The 23,599-nt window shown below is 66.6% G+C and carries 21 protein-coding genes; 11 read left to right on the top strand and 10 right to left on the bottom strand.

The window, feature by feature from the left end:
- Window positions 1-11: 11 nt before the first annotated feature.
- From atpA to D620_RS0110405, 5 genes are all read right to left on the bottom strand, one after another.
- A complete protein-coding gene (gene atpA, locus D620_RS0110425) occupies window positions 12-1,541 on the bottom strand; it encodes a F0F1 ATP synthase subunit alpha (RefSeq protein ID WP_017665749.1) in 1,530 nt (509 codons plus the stop codon).
- A 12-nt stretch (window positions 1,542-1,553) separates the two neighbouring features.
- Entirely contained in the window at window positions 1,554-2,108 is a 555-nt protein-coding gene (locus tag D620_RS0110420; RefSeq protein WP_017665748.1) for a F0F1 ATP synthase subunit delta, read from the bottom strand.
- Window positions 2,109-2,270: 162 nt separating this feature from the next.
- Entirely contained in the window at window positions 2,271-2,816 is a 546-nt protein-coding gene (locus D620_RS0110415; RefSeq protein ID WP_017665747.1) for a hypothetical protein, read from the bottom strand.
- Window positions 2,817-2,835: 19 nt separating this feature from the next.
- Window positions 2,836-3,834 carry a hypothetical protein gene (locus D620_RS0110410; protein WP_017665746.1) on the bottom strand — a complete coding sequence of 333 codons (999 nt, stop codon included), beginning with the start codon at window positions 3,832-3,834 and terminating at the stop codon, window positions 2,836-2,838.
- A 161-nt stretch (window positions 3,835-3,995) separates the two neighbouring features.
- Complete coding sequence (locus D620_RS0110405) at window positions 3,996-5,597, bottom strand: S1 family peptidase (protein WP_017665745.1); 1,602 nt, start codon at window positions 5,595-5,597, stop codon at window positions 3,996-3,998.
- Between the two features lie 93 nt (window positions 5,598-5,690).
- On the opposite strand from D620_RS0110405, the gene D620_RS0110400 reads away from it, so the two are divergent.
- The 3 genes from D620_RS0110400 (at window position 5,691) to D620_RS0110390 (ending at window position 7,955) form a co-directional block, all read left to right on the top strand.
- Window positions 5,691-6,341 (top strand): hypothetical protein, encoded by a 651-nt coding sequence (locus D620_RS0110400; RefSeq protein ID WP_155800107.1) that lies wholly within the window; start codon window positions 5,691-5,693, stop codon window positions 6,339-6,341.
- 93 nt (window positions 6,342-6,434) lie between these two features.
- On the top strand, window positions 6,435-6,899 hold the full coding sequence (locus tag D620_RS0110395) for a DUF1203 domain-containing protein (protein ID WP_017665743.1): 465 nt from the start codon (window positions 6,435-6,437) through the stop codon (window positions 6,897-6,899).
- 21 nt (window positions 6,900-6,920) lie between these two features.
- Window positions 6,921-7,955, top strand: a complete 1,035-nt coding sequence (locus tag D620_RS0110390) for a bifunctional transcriptional activator/DNA repair enzyme AdaA (protein WP_017665742.1) — start codon at window positions 6,921-6,923, stop codon at window positions 7,953-7,955.
- Between the two features lie 42 nt (window positions 7,956-7,997).
- Here the strand turns inward: D620_RS0110390 and D620_RS0110385 are convergent, their stop codons facing one another.
- A complete protein-coding gene (locus D620_RS0110385) occupies window positions 7,998-8,759 on the bottom strand; it encodes a hypothetical protein (protein ID WP_017665741.1) in 762 nt (253 codons plus the stop codon).
- A 9-nt stretch (window positions 8,760-8,768) separates the two neighbouring features.
- Window positions 8,769-9,416 carry a glutathione S-transferase family protein gene (locus tag D620_RS0110380; RefSeq protein ID WP_017665740.1) on the bottom strand — a complete coding sequence of 216 codons (648 nt, stop codon included), beginning with the start codon at window positions 9,414-9,416 and terminating at the stop codon, window positions 8,769-8,771.
- Window positions 9,417-9,516: 100 nt separating this feature from the next.
- On the opposite strand from D620_RS0110380, the gene D620_RS15190 reads away from it, so the two are divergent.
- Window positions 9,517-10,404 carry a CPBP family intramembrane glutamic endopeptidase gene (locus D620_RS15190; protein WP_017665739.1) on the top strand — a complete coding sequence of 296 codons (888 nt, stop codon included), beginning with the start codon at window positions 9,517-9,519 and terminating at the stop codon, window positions 10,402-10,404.
- On the opposite strand, the gene D620_RS0110370 is transcribed toward D620_RS15190, so the two are convergent.
- Both D620_RS0110370 and D620_RS0110365 read right to left on the bottom strand, forming a co-directional pair.
- Entirely contained in the window at window positions 10,401-11,957 is a 1,557-nt protein-coding gene (locus D620_RS0110370) for a cryptochrome/photolyase family protein (protein ID WP_017665738.1), read from the bottom strand. The genes D620_RS15190 and D620_RS0110370 overlap by 4 nt on opposite strands.
- A gap of 40 nt (window positions 11,958-11,997) precedes the next feature.
- The gene (locus D620_RS0110365; RefSeq protein WP_017665737.1) at window positions 11,998-14,163 is read right to left on the bottom strand and encodes a primosomal protein N'; all 2,166 of its coding nucleotides are present in this window, start codon (window positions 14,161-14,163) and stop codon (window positions 11,998-12,000) included.
- A gap of 57 nt (window positions 14,164-14,220) precedes the next feature.
- On the opposite strand from D620_RS0110365, the gene D620_RS0110360 reads away from it, so the two are divergent.
- The 5 genes from D620_RS0110360 (at window position 14,221) to cysS (ending at window position 20,066) form a co-directional block, all read left to right on the top strand.
- Window positions 14,221-14,934, top strand: coding sequence for a DUF4197 domain-containing protein (locus D620_RS0110360; protein ID WP_017665736.1), 714 nt, complete (start codon window positions 14,221-14,223; stop codon window positions 14,932-14,934).
- A gap of 118 nt (window positions 14,935-15,052) precedes the next feature.
- Window positions 15,053-15,706 (top strand): fructose-6-phosphate aldolase, encoded by a 654-nt coding sequence (fsa, locus tag D620_RS0110355; RefSeq protein WP_017665735.1) that lies wholly within the window; start codon window positions 15,053-15,055, stop codon window positions 15,704-15,706.
- A gap of 71 nt (window positions 15,707-15,777) precedes the next feature.
- A complete protein-coding gene (gene cobT / locus D620_RS0110350) occupies window positions 15,778-17,616 on the top strand; it encodes a cobaltochelatase subunit CobT (protein ID WP_017665734.1) in 1,839 nt (612 codons plus the stop codon).
- Window positions 17,617-17,907: 291 nt separating this feature from the next.
- Window positions 17,908-18,570 (top strand): nitroreductase, encoded by a 663-nt coding sequence (locus D620_RS0110345; protein ID WP_017665733.1) that lies wholly within the window; start codon window positions 17,908-17,910, stop codon window positions 18,568-18,570.
- A gap of 44 nt (window positions 18,571-18,614) precedes the next feature.
- A complete protein-coding gene (gene cysS / locus D620_RS0110340; protein WP_017665732.1) occupies window positions 18,615-20,066 on the top strand; it encodes a cysteine--tRNA ligase in 1,452 nt (483 codons plus the stop codon).
- On the opposite strand, the gene D620_RS0110335 is transcribed toward cysS, so the two are convergent.
- Window positions 20,063-20,680, bottom strand: coding sequence for a 2OG-Fe(II) oxygenase (locus tag D620_RS0110335; protein WP_017665731.1), 618 nt, complete (start codon window positions 20,678-20,680; stop codon window positions 20,063-20,065). The genes cysS and D620_RS0110335 overlap by 4 nt on opposite strands.
- A gap of 95 nt (window positions 20,681-20,775) precedes the next feature.
- Between D620_RS0110335 and D620_RS0110330 the strand changes: the two genes are divergently transcribed.
- Complete coding sequence (locus D620_RS0110330) at window positions 20,776-21,714, top strand: D-2-hydroxyacid dehydrogenase (RefSeq protein WP_017665730.1); 939 nt, start codon at window positions 20,776-20,778, stop codon at window positions 21,712-21,714.
- A 163-nt stretch (window positions 21,715-21,877) separates the two neighbouring features.
- A complete protein-coding gene (locus D620_RS0110325; RefSeq protein ID WP_017665729.1) occupies window positions 21,878-23,536 on the top strand; it encodes an acetolactate synthase large subunit in 1,659 nt (552 codons plus the stop codon).
- Window positions 23,537-23,599 lie beyond the last annotated feature (63 nt).

The raw sequence follows: 23,599 nt of genomic DNA, 5'->3' as shown, positions 1-23,599 counted from the left end.
TCAGGGCGTCCTTACGCGAACTGCTTGCCGAAGGCTTCGAGCGCGGCCTTGGTCTTGTCCGCGACTTCGCCTTCGAACTTCTTCGAGGTGCGGATCTCGGCCAGCACCGCGCCGTGTTCGCGGCGCATGTAGTCGAGCATCTGCGCTTCGTATTCGTTGACGCGGTTGACCGGGATCGCATCGAGAAAGCCGTTGGTGCCGGCGTAGATCGACACGGTCTGCTCCTCGAAGGGCATCGGGCTGAACTGCTTCTGCTTCAAAAGCTCGGTCAGGCGCGCGCCGCGGTTCAGCAGCTTCTGCGTCGCGGCATCGAGGTCCGAGCCGAACTGCGCGAAGGCCGCCATTTCGCGGTACTGCGCGAGGTCGAGCTTCATCGAGCCCGAAACCTTCTTCATCGCCTTGGTCTGGGCCGCACCGCCGACGCGGCTCACCGACAGACCCACGTTAATCGCGGGACGAATGCCCTGATAGAACAGGCCGGTTTCAAGGAAGATCTGGCCGTCGGTGATCGAGATCACGTTGGTCGGAATGTAGGCCGACACGTCGCCCGCCTGCGTTTCGATGATCGGCAGCGCGGTCAGCGAACCGTGGCCGTTTTCCTCGTTCATCTTCGCCGCGCGCTCGAGCAGGCGGCTGTGGAGATAGAACACGTCGCCGGGGTAGGCTTCGCGGCCCGGAGGACGACGCAGCAGCAGCGACATCTGGCGGTAGGCGACGGCCTGCTTGGACAGGTCGTCATAGACGATCACGGCGTGCATGCCGTTGTCGCGGAAGAATTCGCCCATCGCGCAGCCGGTGTAGGGCGCGAGGTACTGGAGCGGCGCGGGCTCGGAAGCGGTCGCGGCAACGACGATGGAATATTCCATCGCGCCGTTTTCCTCGAGCTGCTTGACGATCTGCGCAACAGTGGAACGCTTCTGGCCGACCGCGACATAGACGCAGTAGAGCTTCTTGCCCTCGTCGTCGCCCGCGTTGGCTTCCTTCTGGTTGATGAAGGTGTCGATCGCGACGGCGGTCTTGCCGGTCTGGCGGTCACCGATAATCAGCTCGCGCTGGCCGCGGCCGACGGGGACGAGCGCGTCAATCGCCTTGAGGCCGGTCTGGACGGGCTCGGAGACGGATTCGCGCGGGATGATGCCGGGCGCCTTCACTTCGACGCGGCTGCGCTGTTCGGCGACGATCGGCCCCTTGCCGTCGATCGGGTTGCCGAGCGCGTCGACCACGCGGCCCAGAAGCCCCTTTCCGACCGGCACGTCGACGATGGTGCCGGTGCGCTTGACGACATCGCCTTCCTTGATCTCGGCGTCCGAGCCGAAGATCACGACGCCGACATTGTCGGCTTCGAGGTTCAAGGCCATGCCCTGCACCCCGTTGGCGAATTCCACCATCTCGCCGGCCTGCACCTTGTCGAGGCCGTGGATGCGGGCGATCCCGTCACCCACCGACAGCACGGTGCCGGTTTCGCTGACTTCGGCCTCGGTGCCGAAATTGGCGATCTGGTCCTTGATGACCTTCGAGATTTCTGCGGCGCGGATTTCCATTTTTCGTGTCCTTTAAGCCTGCATGGCTTTGGCGAGCGAGTTGAGACGGGTGCGGATCGAGGCATCGATGCGCTGCGATCCGATGGTGACGACAAGGCCGCCGAGCAGGTCGGGATCGACCGCGGCGGTGAGCATGACGGTGCGGCCTTCGCGCGCGGTCAGCTTGGTCTTGAGGGCGGCGATCTGCTCGTCCGACAGCGGGTGCGCGCTGGTGACGGTCGCGGTCACTTCGCCGCGCTGGGCAGCGGCAATCGCCTTGAACGCGCTGATGATCGCAGGCAGTTTGGCGAGGCGGCGGTTGCCGGCGAGCACGCCGAGGAAGTTGGTGGTCAGCGGCGAAAGCTTCAGCTTCTTGGCCACCGCCGCCATCGCCTTGCCCTGCACATCGCGGGCAAGTTCGGGGTTGGTGGTCAGCGCTGCGAGATCGGCCGAATCGCGCAAGGCAGCGCCCAGCGTCTCGAGATCCTTCTCGACCGCGGTCACCTTGCCATTCTCGGCAGCCAGATCGAACAGGGCCGAGGCATAGCGTCCAGCCAGGCTAGCCTTGATACCGGCGGAAATATCCACGCGCTTCCATTCCTCTCGGAAAAGCTCAACAGGGGTCTTGCTTGAGCCTTGAAGAGGGCAAGCGCAGGGGCTGCCCGCAAGGCTGGCGCGCGCCTAGCAATTGATTCCGGTTCCTGCAACCCACGCAGGCGAGGAATTGTGCAGGTGCGAAGCGATGAGGGATCAGCTGCAACTGCCGGGGCCGGACGCGGGGGCGAAAGCCTCGCCGCGCCTGATCCGCGCGCGGATCGCGTCGAAGGCTGCGTCGGCACGCTTTAGCGCTGCTGCGCGGCCCGGCTCGTCGAGAGTGCCGTACGCTCCATCTGCCTCCAGAGCCTGTGTCCACGCGCTGTCGGCAGCCTTTGCTTCTTCGGCGGTGCAAATCCCGTCGCCATAGCCGGTGACGATGCAGGCTTCGCCCGCACCGGTGGCGATGCAATCGAGCGAGGTGGAAACCGGCTCGCAGGCGGTGGCGACCGGATTGATCGTATAGCCGGCGATCGCTGCCTTGTATTCGCGCTGGCACGCGGCCTCGCCGGCGGCACCTTTTTCGCGCGTGCAGAGGCAGGCCGCCGTGGCGAGGGCCTGCAATCGGGCGATGTCGGGAGAGAAAGCAGGCGCGCGTGCCGCGTCCGAGGCCTGCCAGTCGAGATAGCGCAGCACCATCCGCCCGCCGAGGAGCAGCACGGCCGATCCTGCAATCAGCGCCAGCCACGCCTTGCGGTTCACTTGGCCCCCCCTCGGCTCGTCAGCCTTCCGGCTTGGCCTGTGGCGGGCAGGGGACGCCCTCTTCGACGCATTGGTCCTCATAGGCCGCCGTCACCGTGCGGTAGAGGCGGTTGCTGAAGTCGTTGGGCCGCAGCGAATAGACGCCTTTCAGATAGGCGCGGTCGAAATCGGTCATCTCGATCGGCGAGTTCTTGGGCCCGTTGCGGAACAGGGCGAGCAGCGAGGAGGTGCCGAGGCTGTCGAAATCGATGTTCCGGCGCGGATTGCCGAGCAGGTAGAGCGCGGCGATATCGGCCAGCTGGATCGGGTGGACATCCTTGAGCTGCCTGGCATCGAACACCACCACCGACACGTCCTTGGCGACGAAGATCGTCGAGCGCAGGCGCCCGGTCATGGTGGTCCGCATCACGGTGAGACCTTCGCCGATGCCGCCAAGGCCTGCCGGATCGCCGCCCGAATCCGTTGCGGTCGCGCCGTCATAATTGCGCTCGGAGGTCTGGTTCCAGGCCACCAGCGGCTTGCCGGCAGCCAGATCGGCACGGATCGTGTTCATGGTGAGGTCACGGTTCTGCGACTGGCCGATCAGGCCGAAGCGCTTTTCGATCACCGCCTCGAAGGTGTCGGCCGGCTTGTCGAGGATCAGCACCACCGCGTTGGCCTTGCAGCCCTCCTTGGGCCTGGGCAGGCCGACATAGTCCGCCACCGCGTTGATGCGCGCCTCGACCAGGCGGGCGGCCTTTGCGTCGATCCCGGCCACCCTGGCGCAGACCGCGCCGTGAAAGCGCGGGACGGGCTCGTTGAAGGCGCGCGGTTCGGTGAGGACGCGCAGGTTCTGGAACACCTCCTCCCCGTCCTCGAGCCGGCGCTCGCCGAGCACTTCGATCTCGTTGACCGCAGGCTCGGCAGCAGCTGGCGGGGCACCGGCTTGCGAAGGCGCGGGGGCAGCCTGCGCTAAGGTCGCTCCGGCAGCAATGGTCAGCATCACAGCAAGCGTCGCGCGGGTCACGGTCTTGCGCATATATCTACCTGTTTTTGCAGATTAAAACTGGGCGGGAATGTCGGCTCCGCACGATGAATGCCAGATGAACCGCGCCGGCCTGCGGGGCCTTTGCGCGTCCAACGCGCATGACGTGTCGACAGGCGGTCAACCGGCCCCCACGAACGGCGAGCCGACCGGCCTCAGGGCTTCTGGGAGCAGCTGTAGACCAGCCGCTCGTTGGGCCGTTCGGGCAGACCGGCGATGAGCGTCGACTGCTGTTCGCCCAAGGTGCGCGCCGCATCGCTCACCCCGCAGGCAGGCGGCGTGTAGGCCGCGCGTGCGGCGCGGGCGGCAGCGAGCGCCTCCTGGCCCAGCAGATAGCGGTCGGTGCGCAAGGTGCGGGTCGCCGGGTCGTAAGTGTTGACCGCGAGCGCCGCGTCATCCTCGGCGGCAAAGACGCGGGCCCATTCCCCGCCCTTGCCGAGGCCATACTGGGTGCGCCCGTTGACGCAGCCATCGGCCGACCATTCGAAGGCGACATCATCGATGCGCGCGGCGGTGACGCGGCTTCTTTCGGGGACGAGGGTGCAGATCATCGCCCCTTCGGCAGCGCCCACGGCATTGGCGGGGGCGGAAGGCTTGCTGCTCGCGCCGCCAGCCGCCTTCTCGACTGCGGCGGCCACCCGGTCCTCGATCTCGGCGAGGCCCGGACGGGTGAACCACGCGAGCAGCGCTATCGCCAGCGCTGCCGCCGAGAGCGCGCCGGCGATGCGCACATGCCGCAACCGTTCCTCGTCACCGCGCCACACGAAGGCCGCATAGCCCGCGCCGATGCAGGCGATCAGCGCGATCAGCGCCAGCGCCATGCGGTTCTCGCGCGCTTCGAGCACCTCCATCTGCGCGGCCAGCCGCGCGGTCTCGCGCACCTCCCGCAGGTTCTCCGAACGCTGCTCGAGCGCGGCGCGCGCCTGGCTCTGCTCGGCCTCCATGCGCTGGCGTTCCTCGGCGTTCAGTTCGTCGATCGAGCGGCAGGGGAGGGCGTTGACCACCGGCTCGACCCCGTTCTTGCGCAGGAAGGGCAGCAGCTCGCGCAAGCTGACCGCAAAGTAGAACTCGCCGTCGCCGCTCTCGGCATCGGCGCTGAACGAATTGACGCCGATCACCCGCCCGCACGGATCGAGCAGCGGCCCGCCCGAATTGCCGCGCGCGATCGGGGCGGTGTGGAGGATCGTGTCGAACTGGCGGCTGGGCCGCTCGCCCGACAGGAACCCGCGTGATTTGACCGGCGGCTGGGCGCGGAAGATGTCGGCCATGTCGAGGCCCTGGGCCAGGTCGACATTCATCGGATAGCCCACCGCCGAGACCTCGCCCAGATCGCTGTTGACACTGCCGGCCAGCGCCAGCGGCGGCAGGCGCAGCGATCCCTTGGCGATCTCGAGCAGGGCAAGATCGTTCTTGGGGGAGACCGCCACCACCCGCGCAAAGGCCCCGCCCGCGCCCTCGGAAGGGACGATCCCGATGCGCAGCGTATCGTCCTGCACCGCTTCGGCCACGACATGCGCGTTGGTGACGATCCGGGTGGGCGAGACCGCAAAGCCGGTGCCGTGGCTGACCGGGACGGGCTCGTCGCCTTCCTCGCCGATGATGATCACCCGCACCACGCCCCGCGAGGCGGCATCGACATCGCCCGGATCGGCGGCGAGCGGAAAGGCGCACAGCAGGCCGAGCAGCGCGAGGCCCGCGCACAGCATCGCCGCAACCGGCCGGAGGCGAGGGAGGGTCCGCAGACGGGCGAGGTGCATCACGAGAAAATCCTTGAACCGGCAGGAATAGCTGCAAAGACTTGGCCGGAGAGGGTGATCTACCCAAAGCTTTCGGGGGCAGCAATGATCGGCATGCGCAATATGGTTCTGGCAGTGGCGGTCCTCGCGCTGGCGAGCGGCCCGGCCTTGGCCCAGAGCGGCGCAACGCACCGCTTCACGGCCGGCGGCAAGGCCTTCACCGTGCCCGTGCCGCAAGGCTATTGCCTGCCTTCGGCCGAGACGATCGCCTTGGCCGAGCAGGTCGCCGCGCTCGACACCATGAACGTCATCCACGCCAATCTCGACCGCTGCGGCTCGTTCGGCGAGGATTATGTGCACATCAAGTCGCCGCGCCAGTCACAGCCCATACCGATGCCGCGCGCGGACTTCGTCGCGCTGATCGCGCGCGAGCTCCAGAGCGAGACTGGCCAGCAGTTGACCAATGATGCGCTCGAGGATGCCGGGCGCGATGTTGCCGCGGGCACCGACGGCGAGATCAAGCTCGACAATACCGTCCCGCGCTTTGCCGGGCAGGACGATGTCTGCGCCTACATGGCACTCACCGGCGACGTGTCGGGTCCGACGGGCAGCATCACGATGCGCGGCGTGATCTGCATGACCGTGGTCGGCGGCCAGTTCATGAACGTCAATGCCTATGCGATCGAGGCCAAGGGCATCACCGATGCCCAGCTCAAGGCCCGCGCGCGCGCGATCGCGGCCTCGATCGCTCCTGCCGGCGCCTGATCGCCCGACATCGAGCGCAAGCCTTCCGGCTGCGCCGCGTGCCTGGGCGGTGCACACGCTCCCGTGACATTCAAGCCAAGGGAGTTTGACGCAATGACCTACCGGATCAGGGGCCTCGACCCTGCGCTTTTCGCCGGCCAGCTGGCGCTCGATGACACGGGCCTCGCCGGCACCCGCGCGCGGCGCGAGATTGCGGGGGAGGGGCGCTATCCCTGCCGCGTCACGCTCGAGGATGCAGCGCCGGGGGAGGCACTGCTGCTCACCCACTACGCCAACCACGCGGTCGAGAGCCCCTACCACAATGCCTTTGCCATCTATGTCCGCGCCGGAGCGACCGTGGCGGCCGATTATGTCGACAGCCTCCCCCCGGTGCTGCGCGCCCGGCCGATCGCCTTGCGGGGCTATACTGCGGCCGGAGACCTCCACCGCGCCGCGCTGGCGCTCGCCGATGATGTCGATGCGCAGGTCCGCAAGTTGCTCGCCGACAGCCAGGTCGCCTATATCGACGCCCACAACGCCATGCACGGCTGCTTTGCCGCGCGGATCGAGCGGGACTGAGGCGGGACGGGAGCGTTTCACGTGAAACATAACAAGAACATCACGGACGAGGAGCGCTGGCAGGCGATGCTCGCCAAGGACAGGCGCTTCGACGGGGCCTTCGTCACCGGGGTGCACTCGACCGGGATATACTGCCGCCCGAGCTGCCCCGCGCGCGCGCCGCATCGCAAGAACGTGCGCTTCTACGCGCGGCCAGCCGATGCCGAGGCGGCGGGTCTGCGCGCGTGCAAGCGCTGCTCGCCCAGCAGCCAGAGCGCCGAAGAGGCCTGCGTCCTCGCCGCGATCGCCGCGATCCGCGAGGCTGGCGCGATGACGCTCGATGAACTCGCCGACCTCACCGGCTACGCGCCCACTCACTTCCAGCGCCTGTTCAAGCGCACCGTCGGCCTCTCGCCGGCCGCCTTCGCCCGCGCCTTGCGCGAGGAGCGGGTGAGGGAGGCGCTCGGGCGGGGCCTGGGCGTCACCGAGGCGCTGGCTGCGGCAGGCTTCAGCGGGCCCGAGCAATTCTACACCGAAACGAAAGGCAGGATGGGCATGCGCCCGAGCGACTGGACAAGGGGCGGCGCGGGCCGCGTGATCCACTGGGCGGTGCTGGCGACCTCGCTGGGCCCGATGCTGGTCGCCGCGACCGAGGTGGGGGTGTGCTGCCTCGCTTTCGGCGAGGGCGAGGCGGAGTTGCGGGCACGCTTCCCGCGGGCCGAACTGGTCCCCGCTGGCGAGGCCTTCCGCGATCTCTTCGCGCAGGTGGTGGACGCGGTCGAACAGCCCGGCCCCGGCAGCGCCGCAATCCCGCTGGATGTCCACGGCACCGCCTTCCAGCAGAGAGTCTGGGAAGAACTGCGCCGCATCCCCCACGGCGAGACGCGCAGCTACGGCGAACTCGCGGCGGCTTTGGGCAACCCCAAGGCCAGCCGCGCCGTGGGCGGCGCGAACGGGGCGAACAACATCGCGGTGCTGATCCCCTGCCACCGTGTGATTGCGGCCGATGGGACGTTGGGGGGCTATGCCTACGGGCTGGAGATCAAGGCGGAGTTGCTGCGGCGGGAGGGGGTGTAGGCTACATGAAGCAGTTGGGCAGCCCCAAGCCGCCAAATTGCGTCACGCGCGTCGTTCGATCACGCTGAAGACGTCGGAGGCCTTTTTCGCCAGATCAGTCGGGATGCTGTCGCTCAAAGCGATCGCTTCGATGCGGTCGCGCAAGGCATCGGATTTGTAGAAAGCCGAGACGCTTGCTTCGTCGTCCTTCTTCCAGAAGGGGGTCGTCCAGACGTAACCATACGCGTCATACCTGTCGCACCAATCCTGCCACAATCGCCCGACGATTTCGTCGTCAGGCATTGCGAGCACCTGCCCCAGCAAATCACCGAGCTGCCAACCGCCGAGCCTGAACATGCACAGGGTATCGTCGAGCGAGTGATAGCGCGCAGTGACCGTTTGGAGGAATTGCCGCTGGAACTGGTCGAGCACATTCCACTGTTCATTCGACCAGCGGGCGGGGTTACCCGTGTCGAAGCGCGATAGCGAGATTTCGACGCCCACATAATTGGGCTCCACTCCGGCAGCGAGCACTTCCAGCGTGCGAGGCAGGAGATATGACCAGATGCCCTGACGCACGCCCTCGGTCGCACACGCCGCACCGAACCACTCCGTGAGATAGTCGAGCGGAAGCTCGGCAATATCCGGCCGAAAGAAATCCGCCGCCATCGCTTTGGACATGCAGCACTCGGTGCAGACGTCGACATCTTGCGGCTTGGGTCCGGCGAAGACGCGGTAGGCCTCTTCGATGAGGTCATGGAAAGGGTGTCCCGGTGGCACTTTGGCCCCGGGATCGGCCTTCTTGGCTTGCCGTTTCCACCCCATGCCTCGTTCTCAATCCAGCTTTGGGGGCATCCCCGGCTCGCACTTGGCCATGGCGCGCTGATACGCCGGGCGCTCGCCGATCCGCGCGAGGTATGCCTTAAGGTTGGGCAGGTGGTCGATGCTCATGCCGCTCATCGCGCGGCTGGTGGTGAGCTGGAAGCCCATCATGATGTCGGCCGTGGTGAGCTGCGCGCCCCCGAAATAGTCCGCCTCGCCGAGGCGCTTTTCGACGATTGTCCAGCCCTTCGCGACGCGGTCGGCGACGAAGGCGGGCAGTTCGGTCGCGCCCATGAACTGCGCCACCAGCGCCATCATGCCATTGGTCATGAAGGTCGCGTTGGCCCAGTGGTAGTAGAACAGGTGATCGGCGAACTCGGGGTGGTCCGTGCCCGGCACCAGCCCAAGAGCCTTTGACGTATCGGGCGCATATTTGGCGACGATGTAATCCATGATCGCCCCGCTTTCGCCCAGCACCAGGTCGCCATCGGTGATGACCGGCGCGATGCCCATCGGGTGCAGCGCCTTGTATTCGTCGGGCGCGAGGCGGTTGTCGGTGCGGCGGTTGTAGAGCTTGAGGTCGTATGCGATCCCCAGCTCCTCGGCGAGCCAGACGATGCGTTCGGATTGCGACAGGCGCAGGTGGTGGATGGTCAGCATGGCATGGCTCTTTCGTCGATTATTGCGCGACGAGACCTAGCCAAGGCTGCGGCGCTGCGCCATCCCTTCGGGCACACAAAACAAGGGGGCATCGCCGATCATGGACACCGAAACCGCCGCAAAGCCGCCGCTGTGGAAGCGGATCTGGAACTTCCCGCTGGTGGCGATGCTGGTCGCTATCGCAGTGACGGTGGCGGTGATCGCCGCGATGGGCTTTGTCGGCGAGGCGCTGCGCGGTGCGCTCGACCGCGATCTGCGCGGCGCGCTGATGGTGCTGGCAACGATCGCGGCGCTGATCGCGGCGCAGAAGCTGGTGCTGCGGCGGCTGGGGGAGCGCAAGCATGATGATCTGCCGCTCGCTGGTGCCTTGCCGGGCCTCGCGCTCGGCACCCTCGGCGCCTTCGTGCTGTTCAGCCTGATCGTCGGGATCGCGGCGCTGCTGGGGGCCTATTTCATCGTCGGCTGGGGCGGGATGAACAATTGGGTGATGCTGCTGTTCACCGCCGGGATCAGCGCGGGCTTCGTCGAGGAATTCCTGTTCCGCGGCATACTGCTGCGCTGGATCGAGGAATTCGCCGGCAGTTATGCAGCGCTGTTCATCACCTCCGCGCTGTTCGGTCTTGCCCATATCTTCAACGACAACGCCACGTGGTTCTCCTCCTTCGCGATTGCGGTCGAGGCAGGGCTGATGCTCGGCGGTGCCTATATCCTGACCCGCAGCCTGTGGGTGCCGATCGGCATCCATTTCGGCTGGAACGTGACGCAGGGGCTGGTGTGGGACGTGCCGGTTTCGGGCAATGATGTCGACGGGCTGGTCGATGCGCGGCTGGTGGGCGATCCGTTGATCTCGGGCGGGGCCTTCGGGCTCGAGGCGTCGGTGATTGCGCTGGTGCTGGCGGGCGGTGTGGGGATGTGGCTGGTCAAGCGCGCGGCGGACAAGGGCGAGGTGATGGCCCCGTGGTGGGTGCGCCGCCGCGCTGACGCCTAGTTCCGCGCCCAGCCGGGACGCGCGGGTTCGAGGGCGGCGAGGAAAGTTTCCGCGCTCTCCAGATACTCGCGCTGCCTGGCCTCGCCCATCCTGTCCCACGTGGCATAGATGCGCCCGATGCGGTGGTTGCTTTCGAGCCGCGCGCGGTTCTTCTCCATGAAGTGCCAGTAAAGCGGGTTGAATGGGCAGGCGTTCGGCCCGGTCTTTTGCGCGACCTTGTAGCGGCAGCCGCCGCAGTAATTGCTCATCTTGTTGATGTAATTGCCGCTCGCCGCATAGGGCTTGGTCGCGAGCCGGCCGCCATCGGCATAGAGCACCATGCCGGCCACATTGGGCAGCTCGACCCATTCGAAGGCATCGGCATAGACCGCCAGATACCAGTCGGCGACCTCGCGGGGGTCGATCCCGGCGATCAGGCAGAAATTGCCGAGCACCATCAGCCGCTGGATGTGGTGCGCGTGGGCATCCTCGCGCGTTGTGCGGATGCAATCGGCAAGGCAGCGCATGTCGGTTGCGCCCGTCCAGAAGAATTCGGGAAGCGGCCGCGTCGCGCCCAATTCATTGGCATCGGCGAGCCCCGGCATCTGGTGCCAGTAGAACCCGCGCACATATTCGCGCCAGCCGATGATCTGGCGGATGAAGCCCTCTACGGAATTGAGCGGAGCCCTGCCCGATTTGTAGGCATCCTCGGCCGCGCGGCACAGTTCGAGCGGGTCCAGCAGCCCGATATTGAGGCTGGTCGAGAGCATCGAGTGGTAGAGATCGTCCTCGCCGTGCACCATCGCGTCCTGATAGGGACCGAACAGCGCAAGGCGGCGGGCGAAGAAGGCCTCGGCGGCTTCCAGAGCCTCGGCGCGGGTCACGGGCCAGCCAAAGGGCTCGAGGTCGCCGAAGTGGTCGGCGAAACGTGCGGCGACGAGGGCGATGACCGCCTGCGTGATCGCGTCGGGGGCAAACTTGGGGGTGGGAGGCGCGCGCAGGCCTTCCTTGGGCGGTTCGCGGTTCTCGCTGTCCAAGTTCCAGACCCCGCCGGTGGGCTTGTCGCCGTCCATCAGAAGATCTGTCTTGCGCCGCATCTCGCGATAGAAATACTCCATTGTCAGGTGCTTGCGCCCCTCGGCGAACTTGCGGAATTCGGCGTGGGTGGCGATGAACCGCGTGTCGGGGAGGATCGAGACGGGGCAGGGAAAGCGCCCCTCCCATTCCAGCATCGCCTGGTGCACGCGCCACTCGCCGCTTGTCGTGACACGGATTTCGGCTGGGACGTGGCGCTCCACCGCGCGGGCGACCTCTCCGGTGAAGCTGCCGGTGTTGTGCGCGTCGTCGAGCGTGACATAATCGACCTGCCAGCCCTCGGCGCGCAATTCTTCGGCGAAGTGGCGCATTGCCGAAAAAACGAGCACGATCTTCTGCTTGTGGTGCTTCACATAGGTCGCCTCGTCCCACACCTCCATCATCAGCACGACGGTGCATTCGGGGGAGAGACGATCGAGGCTGGAGAGATCGCGCGACAGCTGGTCGCCGAGGATCGGCACGAGGATAGGGCGGGTCATGGGGGCATTACGCAGGGGCCCCCGCTTTGGTTTCGCGCGGTCAGACGAAGCTGTAGGGATCGATGTCGATGCCCACGCGCACGCCCGGCGCGAATTGCACCCTTCCGATCCAGTCCCTCAGCATCGCCTGAAGGTTGGCGCTGCGCCGCGCATTGACCAGAAAGCGGTAGCGATAGCGCCCGCGCAGGAGCGAGAGCGGGGCGGGTGCGGGGCCGAGGATCTGCACGTCGGCATGGCGCGGACGGACATCGCCGAGCCGCACGGCGGCCTCGCGGGCTTCCTTTTCGTCCTCGGAGGACAGGATGATTGCTGCCCACCTACCGAAGGGCGGGGCGCCCGCATCACGCCGTCCTTGGGTTTCGGCGGCGTAGAAGGCGTCGCGGTCGCCGTTGGCGAGGGCGGCGATGACGGGGGCATCGGGGTGGCGGGTCTGGATCAGCACCTCGCCCGGCTTGGCCCCGCGCCCCGCACGGCCTGCGACCTGCGCGATCTGCGAGAAGGTGCGTTCGCCCGCGCGCAGGTCTCCGCCTTCGAGACCGAGGTCGGCATCGACCACGCCCACCAGCGTGAGGTCGGGGAAGTGGAAGCCCTTGGTCACCAGCTGCGTGCCGATGATGATGTCGATGGCCTTGCCCTCGGCCTGCGCGATGAACTGGGCCGCGCGGTCGGGGGTGTTGAGGGTGTCGCTGGTGGCAACCGCAAGGCGCGCGTCGGGAAACAGCTCGGCAACTTCGGCGGCGATGCGTTCCACCCCCGGCCCGCAGGCGATCAGGCAGTCGCTCTCGCCGCATTCGGGGCAGGCCTCGGGCACGCGGGTCTCGAACCCGCAATGGTGGCAGGCAAGGCGCGCGGAGAGGCGGTGTTCGACCAGCCACGCGCTGCAACTCGGGCATTTGAAACGGTGCCCGCAATTGCGGCACAGGGTCAGCGGGGCATAGCCGCGGCGGTTGAGGAAGAGGAGCGATTGCTCGCCTTTCTCCAGCCGCGTGCGCAGCGCATCGATCAGCGGGCCGGCCAGCCAGCGCTGGCTCCCCGGCTTTTCCCGGGTGAGGTCGACGAGCGCGACCCGCGGCAGGCTCGCGCCGCCATAGCGGGAGGGCAGGTCCAGCTTTGTGTAGACGCCGATCTCGGCCATGTGCAGGCTTTCGAGGGCGGGCGTGGCGCTGGCGAGGATCACCGGCAGGCTCTCGAACCGCGCGCGCATCACCGCCACGTCGCGGGCGTTATAGCGCACCCCGTCATCCTGCTTGAAACTGATCTCGTGGGCTTCATCCACCACGATGAGCCCGAGCCTGGCATAGGGCAGGAACAGCGCCGAACGCGCCCCGACCACGACCTGCGCGGTTCCCTCGGCGATGGCGCGCCATGCACGGCGGCGTTCGGTCGATTTGAGCGAGGAATGCCACAGCACCGGCTTGGCCCCGAAGCGCGCCGCGAAGCGTGCAAGGAAGTTCTCGGTCAGCGCGATCTCGGGCAGCAGGACGAGCACCTGACGCTCTTGACGGATCGCCTCGGCGACTGGTTCGAAATAGGTCTCGGTCTTGCCGGACCCGGTGACCCCGTCGATGAGGAAGGGCGCGAACTCTTGCGCACGCACCGCTGCGACCAGCTTGGCCGCGACACCGGCTTGTGCCTCCGACAGCGCGGGCTGGTGGAAATCGGGATCGGCGGGCGGGTAAGGGCGGTCGATGTTGACGGTGACAGGCCCGATCACCCCTTGGTTGACCAGCCCGCGCAGCACCCCTTCGGAGACCCCCGCGATCCCCGCCAGCTCGCGCATCGTGCCCTGTTCTCCCGCGAGCGCTGCGATCGCGGCGAGGCGCTGCGCGGTCATGCGTTCAGGCACGCCGCCCGACAGGCGATATTCGGTCATCGTCGCCGGGCCGCCCAACGCCCCGCCGCTCGCCAGCGCCATGCGTGCGGTGCTGGCGAGGGGAGCGCAGTAATAATCCGCCGTCCACTCGATCAACCGCCGCAGCGGCGCTGGCAGGGGCGGGACGGGCAGCACCTCGAGAATCGGACGCAGGCGTTCGAACGCGATGTCCTCGCCCGGCAAGCGGCCCTCGTCCCACACGATCCCATGCACCTTGCGGGGCCCGAGCGGGGCGACCACCACGCTGCCGGCGGGCGCAGCGACGCCCTCGGGCAGCCGGTAATCGAGCGGGCCAAGGGCCGCGTTGAGGACAAGGAGGCGGACGCGGTTCATCTTGCCGCCATATGAGGCTTGGCAATAGGCTGCGGCAAGTTTGAAAGGGCCAAAGCCATGACCGTTTCCCTGACCCCCGCCGTTACCACCCGCGCTCACACCCGCCGCAGCCTGCTCGCCGGGGCCGCAGGGGCGGGCGCTGTGCTGCTGTTGCCCGGCTGCGCGAGCACCGGGGACGGGTTCAGCCTGGTCGAGGCAGTGCGCCGCCTGCTGCTGCTCGCCACCGAGAACGCCTTTGCGCGCCTCACCGCGCCCGGCGGCTTCTGGGATGAACAGGTCGCGCGGCTGGGGCTTGCCGACATGCTCGGCACGCGCGGAGACGTGCTGGGGCGCATCCTCACCTCGCAGGCTTTCAAGGACCGGCTCGAGGAGCGCTTCGCCAGCCTCGCGATCGACGCGAGCTTCCGCGCCGCGCCGCTGGTGACCGATGCGATCCAGGTGATCGGCTTCGAGAACGCCATCGCGCTGGTGCGCGGCGAGCCGACCGCGGCGAGCCTCTATCTGCGCGAGGAACTGGGCACCGCGCTGCTCGATGCGGTCGTGCCGGAGCTGGGCGAGGCGCTGCGGGTCAGCCGCGATCCGCTGCTCGGCCAGGCCCTCAACGCCATCACCGGGGTCGATGTCGCCGGCGTCGCCGATCGCTTCGGCCGCCAGATCGACGATGCCATCTGGGGCGAGATCGGCCGCGAGGAAGCCGCGATCCGCGCCGACCCCGATGCGACGCGCGATCCGCTGCTGATTGGCGTGTTCGGTTTGGGCGCCCGGATCTAGCGCCGGCCCGCGGGCGACGATTGACGGGGGCGATGCGCTTTGGATGGTTGCCAAGCCGCCTTGCTCGCGGCTAGCAGGCTCACGCCGACCCCCGCAGCCAAACCACCGGAGCAGCCACATGAAATTCTTCGTCGACACCGCCGAGATCGAGGCGATCCGCGATCTTGCCGCCACGGGCCTGCTCGACGGGGTGACCACCAACCCCTCGCTGATCGCCAAGTCGGGGCGCGATTTCAAGGAAGTGACTGCCGAGATCTGCGGCATCGTCAATGGTCCGGTCAGCGCCGAAGTCGTGGCCCTCGATCACGCGACGATGATGAAAGAGGCCGAGGTCCTTCGCAAGATCGCCGACAATGTCTGCATCAAGGTGCCGCTGACGGTCGATGGCCTCAAGACCTGCAAGGCGCTCTCCTCCGAGGGGACGATGGTCAATGTGACGCTGTGCTTCTCGGCCAACCAGGCGCTGCTGGCGGCGAAGGCCGGGGCGAGCTTCATCTCCCCCTTCGTCGGGCGGCATGACGACAACGGCTTTGACGGGATGGACCTCATCGAGGACATCCGTCTGATCTATGACAACTACAGCTTCGCCACCGAAATCCTCGTCGCGTCGGTGCGCCACACCACCCACGTCCTTCAGGCGGCCAAGATCGGTGCCGACGTCATGACCGCGCCGCCCGCCGTGATCCATGCGCTGTTCAAGCATGTTCTCACCGACAAGGGCATCGAGGGCTTCATGGCCGACTGGGCCAAGACAGGCCAGTCGATCCTGTGAGGCGCAGGCGCCGGGGCCTGCGCTTTTTTGCGACTTTCCCGCGCTGCGTTCGTTGCTAAAGAAAACGGATAATGGCTGACCAATCCCCGCTCGATCTGTTCAAGCAGGCGTTGACCGGCGCCTCGCGGGCGATCGCGCGCGATGCCGAGATCGAGGTTGCGTGGAGCGCGGATGTTCCGGGCTCTGCGGGCAACCGTTTCCGCGTGCCGCTGCCGGGCCGCGATCTGCCGGCCGAACAGGTGCGCGAGGCGCGGGGTTTTGCCGATTCTTTCGCCTTGAAGCTGCGCCATCACGACGCTGGACTCCATGCCAAGTCGGCACCGCCCGAGCCGGTCGCCCGCGCCTGCTATGACGCGATCGAGCAGGTGCGCTACGAGGCGCTGGGCGCCAACCGTTTTGGCGGGATCCGCGCCAATCTCGACGCCGCGACCGAACTGCGCACCGCATCCGACAAGATCGTGCGCGCGCAGAATTCCGCCGAGGTGCCCTTGCAGACCGCGCTCGCCTTGCTGGTGCGCGAGGCGCTGACCGGCGAGGCCGTGCCGGCCAAGGCACAGGGCGGGATCGAGCTGGTCCGCGACTTCCTCGAAGAGAAGGTCGGCAAGGATTTCGGCGCGCTGGCGGAAAAGCTGGGCGATCAGGAAGCCTTCCAGAAGCTCGCGCTCGACATGCTGCGCGAGCTCGATCTCACCCGGCAGACCGACGCGCCCGACGAGAGCGACAGCGATTCGCCCGATGATGACGATGCGCCCAGCGACGACGAGCAGGGCGATGACGAGAACCAGGGCGAGGGCGATCCGCAATCCGCCGAAATGGCCGGCGACATGGCCGAGGGCGAGGGGGAGGGCGAGCAGTCCTCCGACACCGAGACCGACAGCGACATGGCCGATGGCGAGCCCTCGGACGACAGCGACGCCGCCAACGCGCCGGTGCGCCCCAACCGCCCGCAGGCCGAAGTGCCCGCGAGTGTCGACTACAAGGCCTTCACCACCCGTTTCGACGAGGAAGTCGCCGCGCCCGACCTGTGCGATTCCGAGGAGCTGGACCGGCTGCGCGCATATCTCGATAGCCAGCTGACCGGATTGCAGGGCGTGGTGACGCGGCTCGCAAACCGCTTGCAGCGCCGCCTGATGGCGCAGCAGAACCGCAGCTGGGACTTCGATCAGGAAGAGGGCGTGCTTGACGCTGCCCGGCTCGCCCGGGTGATCATCTCGCCCGGCACGGCCTTGAGCTACAAGGTCGAGCGCGATGTCGAGTTCAAGGACACCATCGTCACGCTGCTGATCGACAATTCGGGCTCGATGCGCGGGCGGCCCATCTCCATCGCCGCGATCAGCGCCGACATTCTGGCGCGCACGCTCGAACGCTGCGGCGTGAAGACCGAAATCCTCGGCTTCACCACCCGCGCGTGGAAGGGCGGGCAGAGCCGCGAGGCATGGCTCGCCGATGGCAAGCCGCCAAACCCCGGCCGCCTAAACGACTTGCGCCACATCATCTACAAGCAGGCCGACGAGCCGTGGCGCCGCGCGCGCCGCAATCTCGGGCTGATGATGAGAGAAGGCCTGCTCAAGGAAAACATCGACGGCGAGGCGCTGATCTGGGCGCACAGCCGCTTGGCTTTCCGCCCCGAGGAACGCCGCATCCTGATGGTCATCTCCGACGGCGCGCCGGTGGACGATTCGACGTTGTCGGTGAACTCGGCGGGCTATCTCGAAGCGCACCTGCGCGGCGTGATCGAGTGGATCGAGAAGGTCTCGCCCGTCCAGCTGGTTGCGATCGGGATCGGGCATGATGTCACCCGCTACTACCGCCGCGCGGTGACGATCATGGATGTGGAACAGCTCGGCGGCACGATCATGGAACAGCTTGCGGAACTGTTCGAGGATGAGAAGGGCGTGAAGGGGCGGTGATCGCGCTGGTGGGAGGGTGTGGTTACGCTCCACTCCCCGCATGGGACCGGTTTTACAGACCGGCTGCCGGAACTACCGGCTTTACCCTCCCAGCACGCGAACAGGCGCCGCCAAGAAACGGGGGAGGGCAATCAGTCTGTTTGAAACACCGCTTGCTCACCCCGCATTCGGGGCGCGCCAAAACACCCCGTCAGTTGGCGGGGTAATAATATTCGAAACGGATCGAGCGGTTTGCCATGACGCGGGCCGCTAAGGACATAACCACATCAAGTCAAGCTTAGGAAAAGCCGAATGAACGTCACCGAAGCCGTCACCACCCGCCGCTCGATCCGCGCCTTTCTCGACAAGCCGGTCGATCTTGAAACCCTCACCCGCGTGATGGACAAGGCGCGGTGGGCGGCGTCCGGGTGCAATTACCAGCCGTGGGAAGCGAGCATTGTCACCGGCCAGCCCTTGAAGGACCTGCAGGCGAAGATGATCGCCGAGGGGCCGAAAGCTGCCGAGTATGACTGGGCGGCTCCGGGGCAGGAGGAAGCCTACAAGGCGCGCCTCGATGCGGTCTCGGCGGGCATGTTCGGCGCGATGGGGATCGCCCGCGAGGATGGCGCGGGGCGCATGGCGGCGATGGCGAAGAACACCGTCAGCTTCGATGCCCCCGCCGTTCTCTTCGTCTATTTCCCGCGCCTGATGAAGGAGCCGCAGTGGTCGGATGTCGGCATGTGGCTCCAGACCGTCGCGCTGCTGCTGCGCGAGGAAGGGCTCGACAGCTGCTTCCAGGAATACATGGCGATCTTCGCGCACACGATCCGCGAGTTCCTCGGCATCGATCACGAGCGCTACATGTTCTTCTGCGGCATGGCGATCGGCACCCGCGACCCGGAAGCGCCAGTGAACAACTTTGTCCGCGAGCGCGTGCCGCTTGAGGAGCATGTCAAGTTCATCGGGTTCGAGTGAGGCGACTTGCGCATCGGTGACGGATTGGGGCAAAGGCCCCGCCCATGACCGACGCGCCGCTCAAACTGTTCAACTCGCTCACCCGCTCGCTCGAGGTGTTCGAGCCCGTCCACGCAGGGGAAGCGCGCGTCTATACCTGCGGGCCGACGGTCTACAACTATCCCCACATCGGCAATATGCGCGCCTATGTGTTTGCCGATGTGCTGGGGCGCACGCTCACGTGGAAGGGCTACACGCTCACCCACGTCATCAACATCACCGATGTCGGCCACCTCACCGACGATGCGGATGATGGCGAGGACAAGATGGAGAAGATGGCAGCGGCGCAGGCGCAGTCGATCTGGGACATCGCCGAGCATTACAAGCAGGCCTATTGGGCCGATGTGCGCGCGCTGAACATCCGCCAGCCGGCACAGTGGACGGTCGCGACCGACTATGTCCCGCAGATGATCGAATTCGTGGAATCGATCCCCGAGAAGCATCTCTACGAGATCGAAAGCGGGCTCTACTTCGACACCTCGACGATAGAGGATTACGGCGTTCTGGCCCGCGCCGCGATCACCGAGGGAGAAGGCCGGATCGAGGCGGTCGATGGCAAGCGTCACCCCGCCGATTTCGCGATCTGGCGCAGGACGCCGCCGGGCGAGACCCGGCAGATGGAGTGGGACAGCCCCTGGGGACGCGGCGCGCCCGGTTGGCACCTCGAATGCTCCGTGATGGGCTTCAACGTCCTCGGCTTCCCGTTCGACATCCACACCGGCGGGATCGACCACCGCGAGATCCATCACCCGAACGAGATCGCCCAGAATCAGGCGTTCTGCGGCCACAAGTGCCTCGATGAAAAGCGCAAGTCGGGCGCCAACATCTGGATGCACAACAACTTCCTTGTTGAACGATCGGGGAAGATGTCGAAGTCCTCGGGCGAGTTCCTGCGGCTGCAATTGCTGATCGACAAAGGCTATCACCCGCTCGCCTACCGGCTGATGTGCTTGCAGGCGCATTACCGGTCTGAGCTGGAGTTCAGCTGGGAAGGGCTGGGCGCGGCGCTGACGCGGCTGAAGCGGATGGTGATGGCGGTGGGACCCTTGGCTGAAGTGCCCGCGCAGCCTGAGGCCGAGCACCCCAAGTTTGCGCCCGTTCTCGCCAGGTTTGACGATGCGATCGCGGATGACCTCAACACGCCCATTGCCCTTACCGCACTGGAAGAGGCGCTTGCCGTCAAGAAGGTCGATGCGGGCATCAAGCGAGCCGTGATCGAGGACATGGATGCGGTGCTGGGTTTGAACCTGTTCGGTCTCACCCGCTCAGACCTGCGCATCCGTCCGAAATCCGCGACCATTACCGAGGCCGAAATCGACACCGCGCTTGCCCGCCGCAAGGACGCGCGCGCCGCCAAGGATTTCGCCGCTTCCGATGCGATCCGCGATGAACTCGCCGCCCAAGGCGTCGAGGTGATGGACGGCGATCCGCTCGGCTGGGAGTGGAAGCTCGGTTAGATCGCGCGTGCGGCGCGTTCGGGGCGCATCATCCAGCCGACCACCGCAAAGCGCGCATCGGCAAAGGCGTTGCCGGGCAGGCTGATCGGCCTCACCTCGTGCGGGGCGATGGCGGGGAAGGCCACCAGCCGGTCGTGGCGCGGCGCGATCACCTGCGGCTCGCTCCCTGCGAGCGGATAGACCGCCAGCTCGCCCCCGGAAAAGCGGCGCGGGGTGCGGTGCAGGTAGTAGACGAGGCTCAGCATCCGCACCATCGGCACCACCGCGCGGCTGGCGCCGGTCGCGGTGTCGATGTGCCTGCCGAAGCGGTGCCCGTCGCAGTGCGCGACCAGATCGACATCGCGCAGCACCGCTTCGAAATCGCCCACGCCGGTGGTCGCGGCAATCGCGCCGATCCGCTCGCCGATCGCCGCGCGCAAGGGAGCGATCACCTCGCCCAGCGCGCCGTCATAGGACAGCGAGGCGCGGAAGTCGGGGTTCACGCGGCCATCGGCCTCGTCCTCGTAAACGGTCGAGGGGATGAAGGCCGCGCGCCGCTCCAGCGCGAAACCGAGCAGCGCGCCGGAGGCTTCGGGCCCGAGCAGATCGTCGATGATGCAAACGGGCAGGCGCATGGCCCCGTCGCTTATGCCGCGCCGCCGCGCTCGGTCAAGCGGGGTGGCTGCGGCGGGGCTGGCGCGCGGCACGATCGCGCGGTAACTGTCGCACCATGACCATCCTTGCCATGTCCGGGCTGATCCGCCCGATGCTCGAAAGCCGTCTCCCGCAGGGTCTCGACGTGCGCTGGTTCATGTCCGCCGAGGAGGCGCTGACCGCGGTCGCCGATGCCGAGATCGGCTGGTTCGACATGAACGACAAGGAAGCGATGGCCGCAACCCTCGTCGCGGCCAAGAAGCTCAAATGGCTCAATTCGATCTATGCCGGGCTCGATTTCCTGCCGATGGACGTGCTGATCGAGCGCGGGATCACCGTCACCAACGGGGCGGGGATCAACGCGATCACCATCGCCGAATATGTGGTGATGGGGATGCTCACCATCGCCAAGGGTTATCGCGAGGTGGTGCGCGCGCAGGACCGCCACGAATGGCTGTTCGACAGCCCCGGCAAGCGCGAACTGGCGGGATCGAAGGCGCTGCTGCTCGGCTATGGCGCAATCGGCAGGCTCATCGAGCCGCGCCTCCAGGCGTTCGACATCGACGTCACCGTGGTGCGCCGCTCGGGCGGGGAAGGCACCCGTGGCCCCGACGAATGGCGCGACCGTCTCGATCAATTCGACTGGGTGATCCTCGCCGTGCCCGCCACGCCCGAGACCGACGGGATGATCGGGGCGGCAGAGCTTGCCGCGATGAAACCGGATTGCGTGATCGTCAACATTGCCCGCGGGGCGGTGATCGACCAGCCGGCGCTGGTCGCGGCGCTTCAGGCCAGGGCGATCGGCGGAGCCTTCCTCGATGTCACCACGCCCGAGCCGCTGCCGGCCGATGACGTGCTGTGGACGCTCCCCAATGCGCATGTCTCGATGCACCTGTCGGGCCGCGCGCAGGACAAGATGTTCGTCCGCAGCGGCGATCGTTTCCTCGAAAATCTCGCCCGCTACCTGCGCGGCGAGGCGGTTGCGCCGGTGTTCGACCCGCGTCTGGGCTACTGATCGCACCCGCCCGCCAGAATCCCGCTGGCGATCTGGCGCTTTTCTGCAATACTCTGCCCCGCAAATCGCCCATCACCGGGCGGTCACACACGCGCGCTATCGCCCGGGGAGGGGCGATGACGCCGGGGCCAGCCGGGGGGCTGGATGACAAAGGGGGGAATACATGAGCGACACCAAGAAGGCTTCGGACGTTTTTGTCGAGTGCCTCGAGGCCGAGGGCTGCGAGTATATCTTCGGCGTTCCGGGAGAAGAGAACCTCGATTTCCTCGATTCGCTCAGCCGGTCGACCAAGATCAAGCTGATCCTCACCCGCCACGAACAGGGCGCCGGCTTCATGGCCGCGACCTATGGCCGCCATACCGGCCGGACCGGGGTGTGCGTCGCCACATTGGGCCCGGGGGCGACCAACTTCGTGACCTCGGCCGCCTATGCGCAATTGGGCGGGATGCCGGTGCTGATGATCACCGGACAGAAGCCGATCAAGAAATCGAAGCAGGGCCGCTTCCAGATCGTCGACATCGTCTCGCTGATGAAGCCGATCACCAAATACGCGATCCAGATCGCCGCCGGTGACAACATCCCCAGCCGTGTGCGCGAGGCCTACCGCCTCGCCGAGGAGGAGAAGCCCGGCGCCACCCTGATTGAATTGCCCGAGGATATCGCCGAGGAGCCCACCACCGACTGGAAGCCGCTGCCCAAGAGCATCGCGCGCCGTCCCTCGGCCGAGCCCAAGGCGGTGCGCGCGGCCGTGCACGCGATCGAGAAGGCGAAGAACCCGGTGCTGGTGATCGGCGCAGGCGCCAACCGCAAGCTGTGCGGGCGGATGCTCGAACAATTCGTCGAGAAGACCGGCATTCCCTTCCTCACCACCCAGATGGGCAAGGGCGTGATCGATGAACGCCACCCCAAGTTCCTGGGCTGCGCGGCGCTTTCGGCCGGGGATTTCGTCCACCGCGCGGTGGAAGATGCGGACTGCATCATCAATGTCGGCCATGACGTCATCGAAAAGCCGCCCTTCTTCATGAAGGACAACGGCGTCACCGTGATCCACGTCTCGACCCGCACTGCGGAAGTCGATCCGGTCTACTTCCCGCAGATCGAGGTGATCGGCGATATCGCCAATGCGGTGTGGCAGATGAAGGAAGACATCAGCCCCAACCGCAGCTGGGATTTTGCCCACATGCTCGCCTATCACAAGGCCGAGGTCGATCACACCAGCGCGCTTGCCGCCGATACCCGCTTCCCGATCTTCCCGCCGCATCTGGTGCAGCAGGTCCGCGACGCGATGCCGCATGACGGGATCATCTGCCTCGACAACGGGGTCTACAAGATCTGGTTCGCGCGCGGCTATACCGCATACCTTCCCAACACCGTGCTGCTCGACAACGCGCTGGCGACGATGGGGGCGGGGCTGCCTTCCGCGATGATGAGCGCGATGCTCTATCCCGAACGCAAGGTGATGGCGATCTGCGGCGACGGCGGGTTCATGATGAACAGCCAGGAGATGGAGACCGCGGTGCGCCTCGGGCTCAACCTCACCGTGCTGATCCTGCGAGATGATGCCTACGGGATGATCCGCTGGAAGCAGGCCAACATGGGCTTTGTCGATTTCGGCCTCACCTATGGCAACCCCGACTTTGTCAAATACGCCGAGAGCTACGGCGCGACCGGGCACCGGGTGACCTCGTCCGATCACCTGCGCGAACTGCTCGCCCATTGCCGCGACACGCCCGGCGTGCACCTGATCGACTGCCCGGTGGACTATACCGAGAACGACCAGATCCTGAACAAGGATATCAAGCAGCTGTCGAAGGCGTTGTAGGCGCTAGCGTTCCCCTCCCGCTTGCGGGAGGGGTTAGGGCTGGACGCGAAGCGTACCACCCTT

Origin of the sequence: Porphyrobacter sp. AAP82 (assembly GCF_000331285.1) — a bacterium.
Classification (GTDB): Bacteria; Pseudomonadota; Alphaproteobacteria; order Sphingomonadales; family Sphingomonadaceae; genus Erythrobacter.
Note: the sequence above shows the minus strand (reverse complement) of the source record. Positions and strands in the feature narration are given on the sequence as shown.

What these genes read in the sequence shown, in the direction of transcription:
- D620_RS0110360 (WP_017665736.1), top strand. Translation starts at nt 14,221, where the DNA reads ATGACCGTTTCCCTGACCCCCGCCGTTACCACCCGCGCTCACACCCGC.
- atpA (WP_017665749.1), bottom strand. Translation starts at nt 1,541, where the DNA reads ATGGAAATCCGCGCCGCAGAAATCTCGAAGGTCATCAAGGACCAGATC.
- D620_RS0110400 (WP_155800107.1), top strand. Translation starts at nt 5,691, where the DNA reads ATGCGCAATATGGTTCTGGCAGTGGCGGTCCTCGCGCTGGCGAGCGGC.
- D620_RS0110380 (WP_017665740.1), bottom strand. Translation starts at nt 9,416, where the DNA reads ATGCTGACCATCCACCACCTGCGCCTGTCGCAATCCGAACGCATCGTC.
- D620_RS0110410 (WP_017665746.1), bottom strand. Translation starts at nt 3,834, where the DNA reads ATGCGCAAGACCGTGACCCGCGCGACGCTTGCTGTGATGCTGACCATT.
- fsa (WP_017665735.1), top strand. Translation starts at nt 15,053, where the DNA reads ATGAAATTCTTCGTCGACACCGCCGAGATCGAGGCGATCCGCGATCTT.
- D620_RS0110335 (WP_017665731.1), bottom strand. Translation starts at nt 20,680, where the DNA reads ATGCGCCTGCCCGTTTGCATCATCGACGATCTGCTCGGGCCCGAAGCC.
- D620_RS0110330 (WP_017665730.1), top strand. Translation starts at nt 20,776, where the DNA reads ATGACCATCCTTGCCATGTCCGGGCTGATCCGCCCGATGCTCGAAAGC.
- D620_RS0110345 (WP_017665733.1), top strand. Translation starts at nt 17,908, where the DNA reads ATGAACGTCACCGAAGCCGTCACCACCCGCCGCTCGATCCGCGCCTTT.
- D620_RS0110370 (WP_017665738.1), bottom strand. Translation starts at nt 11,957, where the DNA reads ATGACCCGCCCTATCCTCGTGCCGATCCTCGGCGACCAGCTGTCGCGC.
- cobT (WP_017665734.1), top strand. Translation starts at nt 15,778, where the DNA reads ATGGCTGACCAATCCCCGCTCGATCTGTTCAAGCAGGCGTTGACCGGC.
- D620_RS0110385 (WP_017665741.1), bottom strand. Translation starts at nt 8,759, where the DNA reads ATGGGGTGGAAACGGCAAGCCAAGAAGGCCGATCCCGGGGCCAAAGTG.
- D620_RS0110405 (WP_017665745.1), bottom strand. Translation starts at nt 5,597, where the DNA reads ATGCACCTCGCCCGTCTGCGGACCCTCCCTCGCCTCCGGCCGGTTGCG.
- D620_RS0110325 (WP_017665729.1), top strand. Translation starts at nt 21,878, where the DNA reads ATGAGCGACACCAAGAAGGCTTCGGACGTTTTTGTCGAGTGCCTCGAG.
- cysS (WP_017665732.1), top strand. Translation starts at nt 18,615, where the DNA reads ATGACCGACGCGCCGCTCAAACTGTTCAACTCGCTCACCCGCTCGCTC.
- D620_RS15190 (WP_017665739.1), top strand. Translation starts at nt 9,517, where the DNA reads ATGGACACCGAAACCGCCGCAAAGCCGCCGCTGTGGAAGCGGATCTGG.
- D620_RS0110365 (WP_017665737.1), bottom strand. Translation starts at nt 14,163, where the DNA reads ATGAACCGCGTCCGCCTCCTTGTCCTCAACGCGGCCCTTGGCCCGCTC.
- D620_RS0110395 (WP_017665743.1), top strand. Translation starts at nt 6,435, where the DNA reads ATGACCTACCGGATCAGGGGCCTCGACCCTGCGCTTTTCGCCGGCCAG.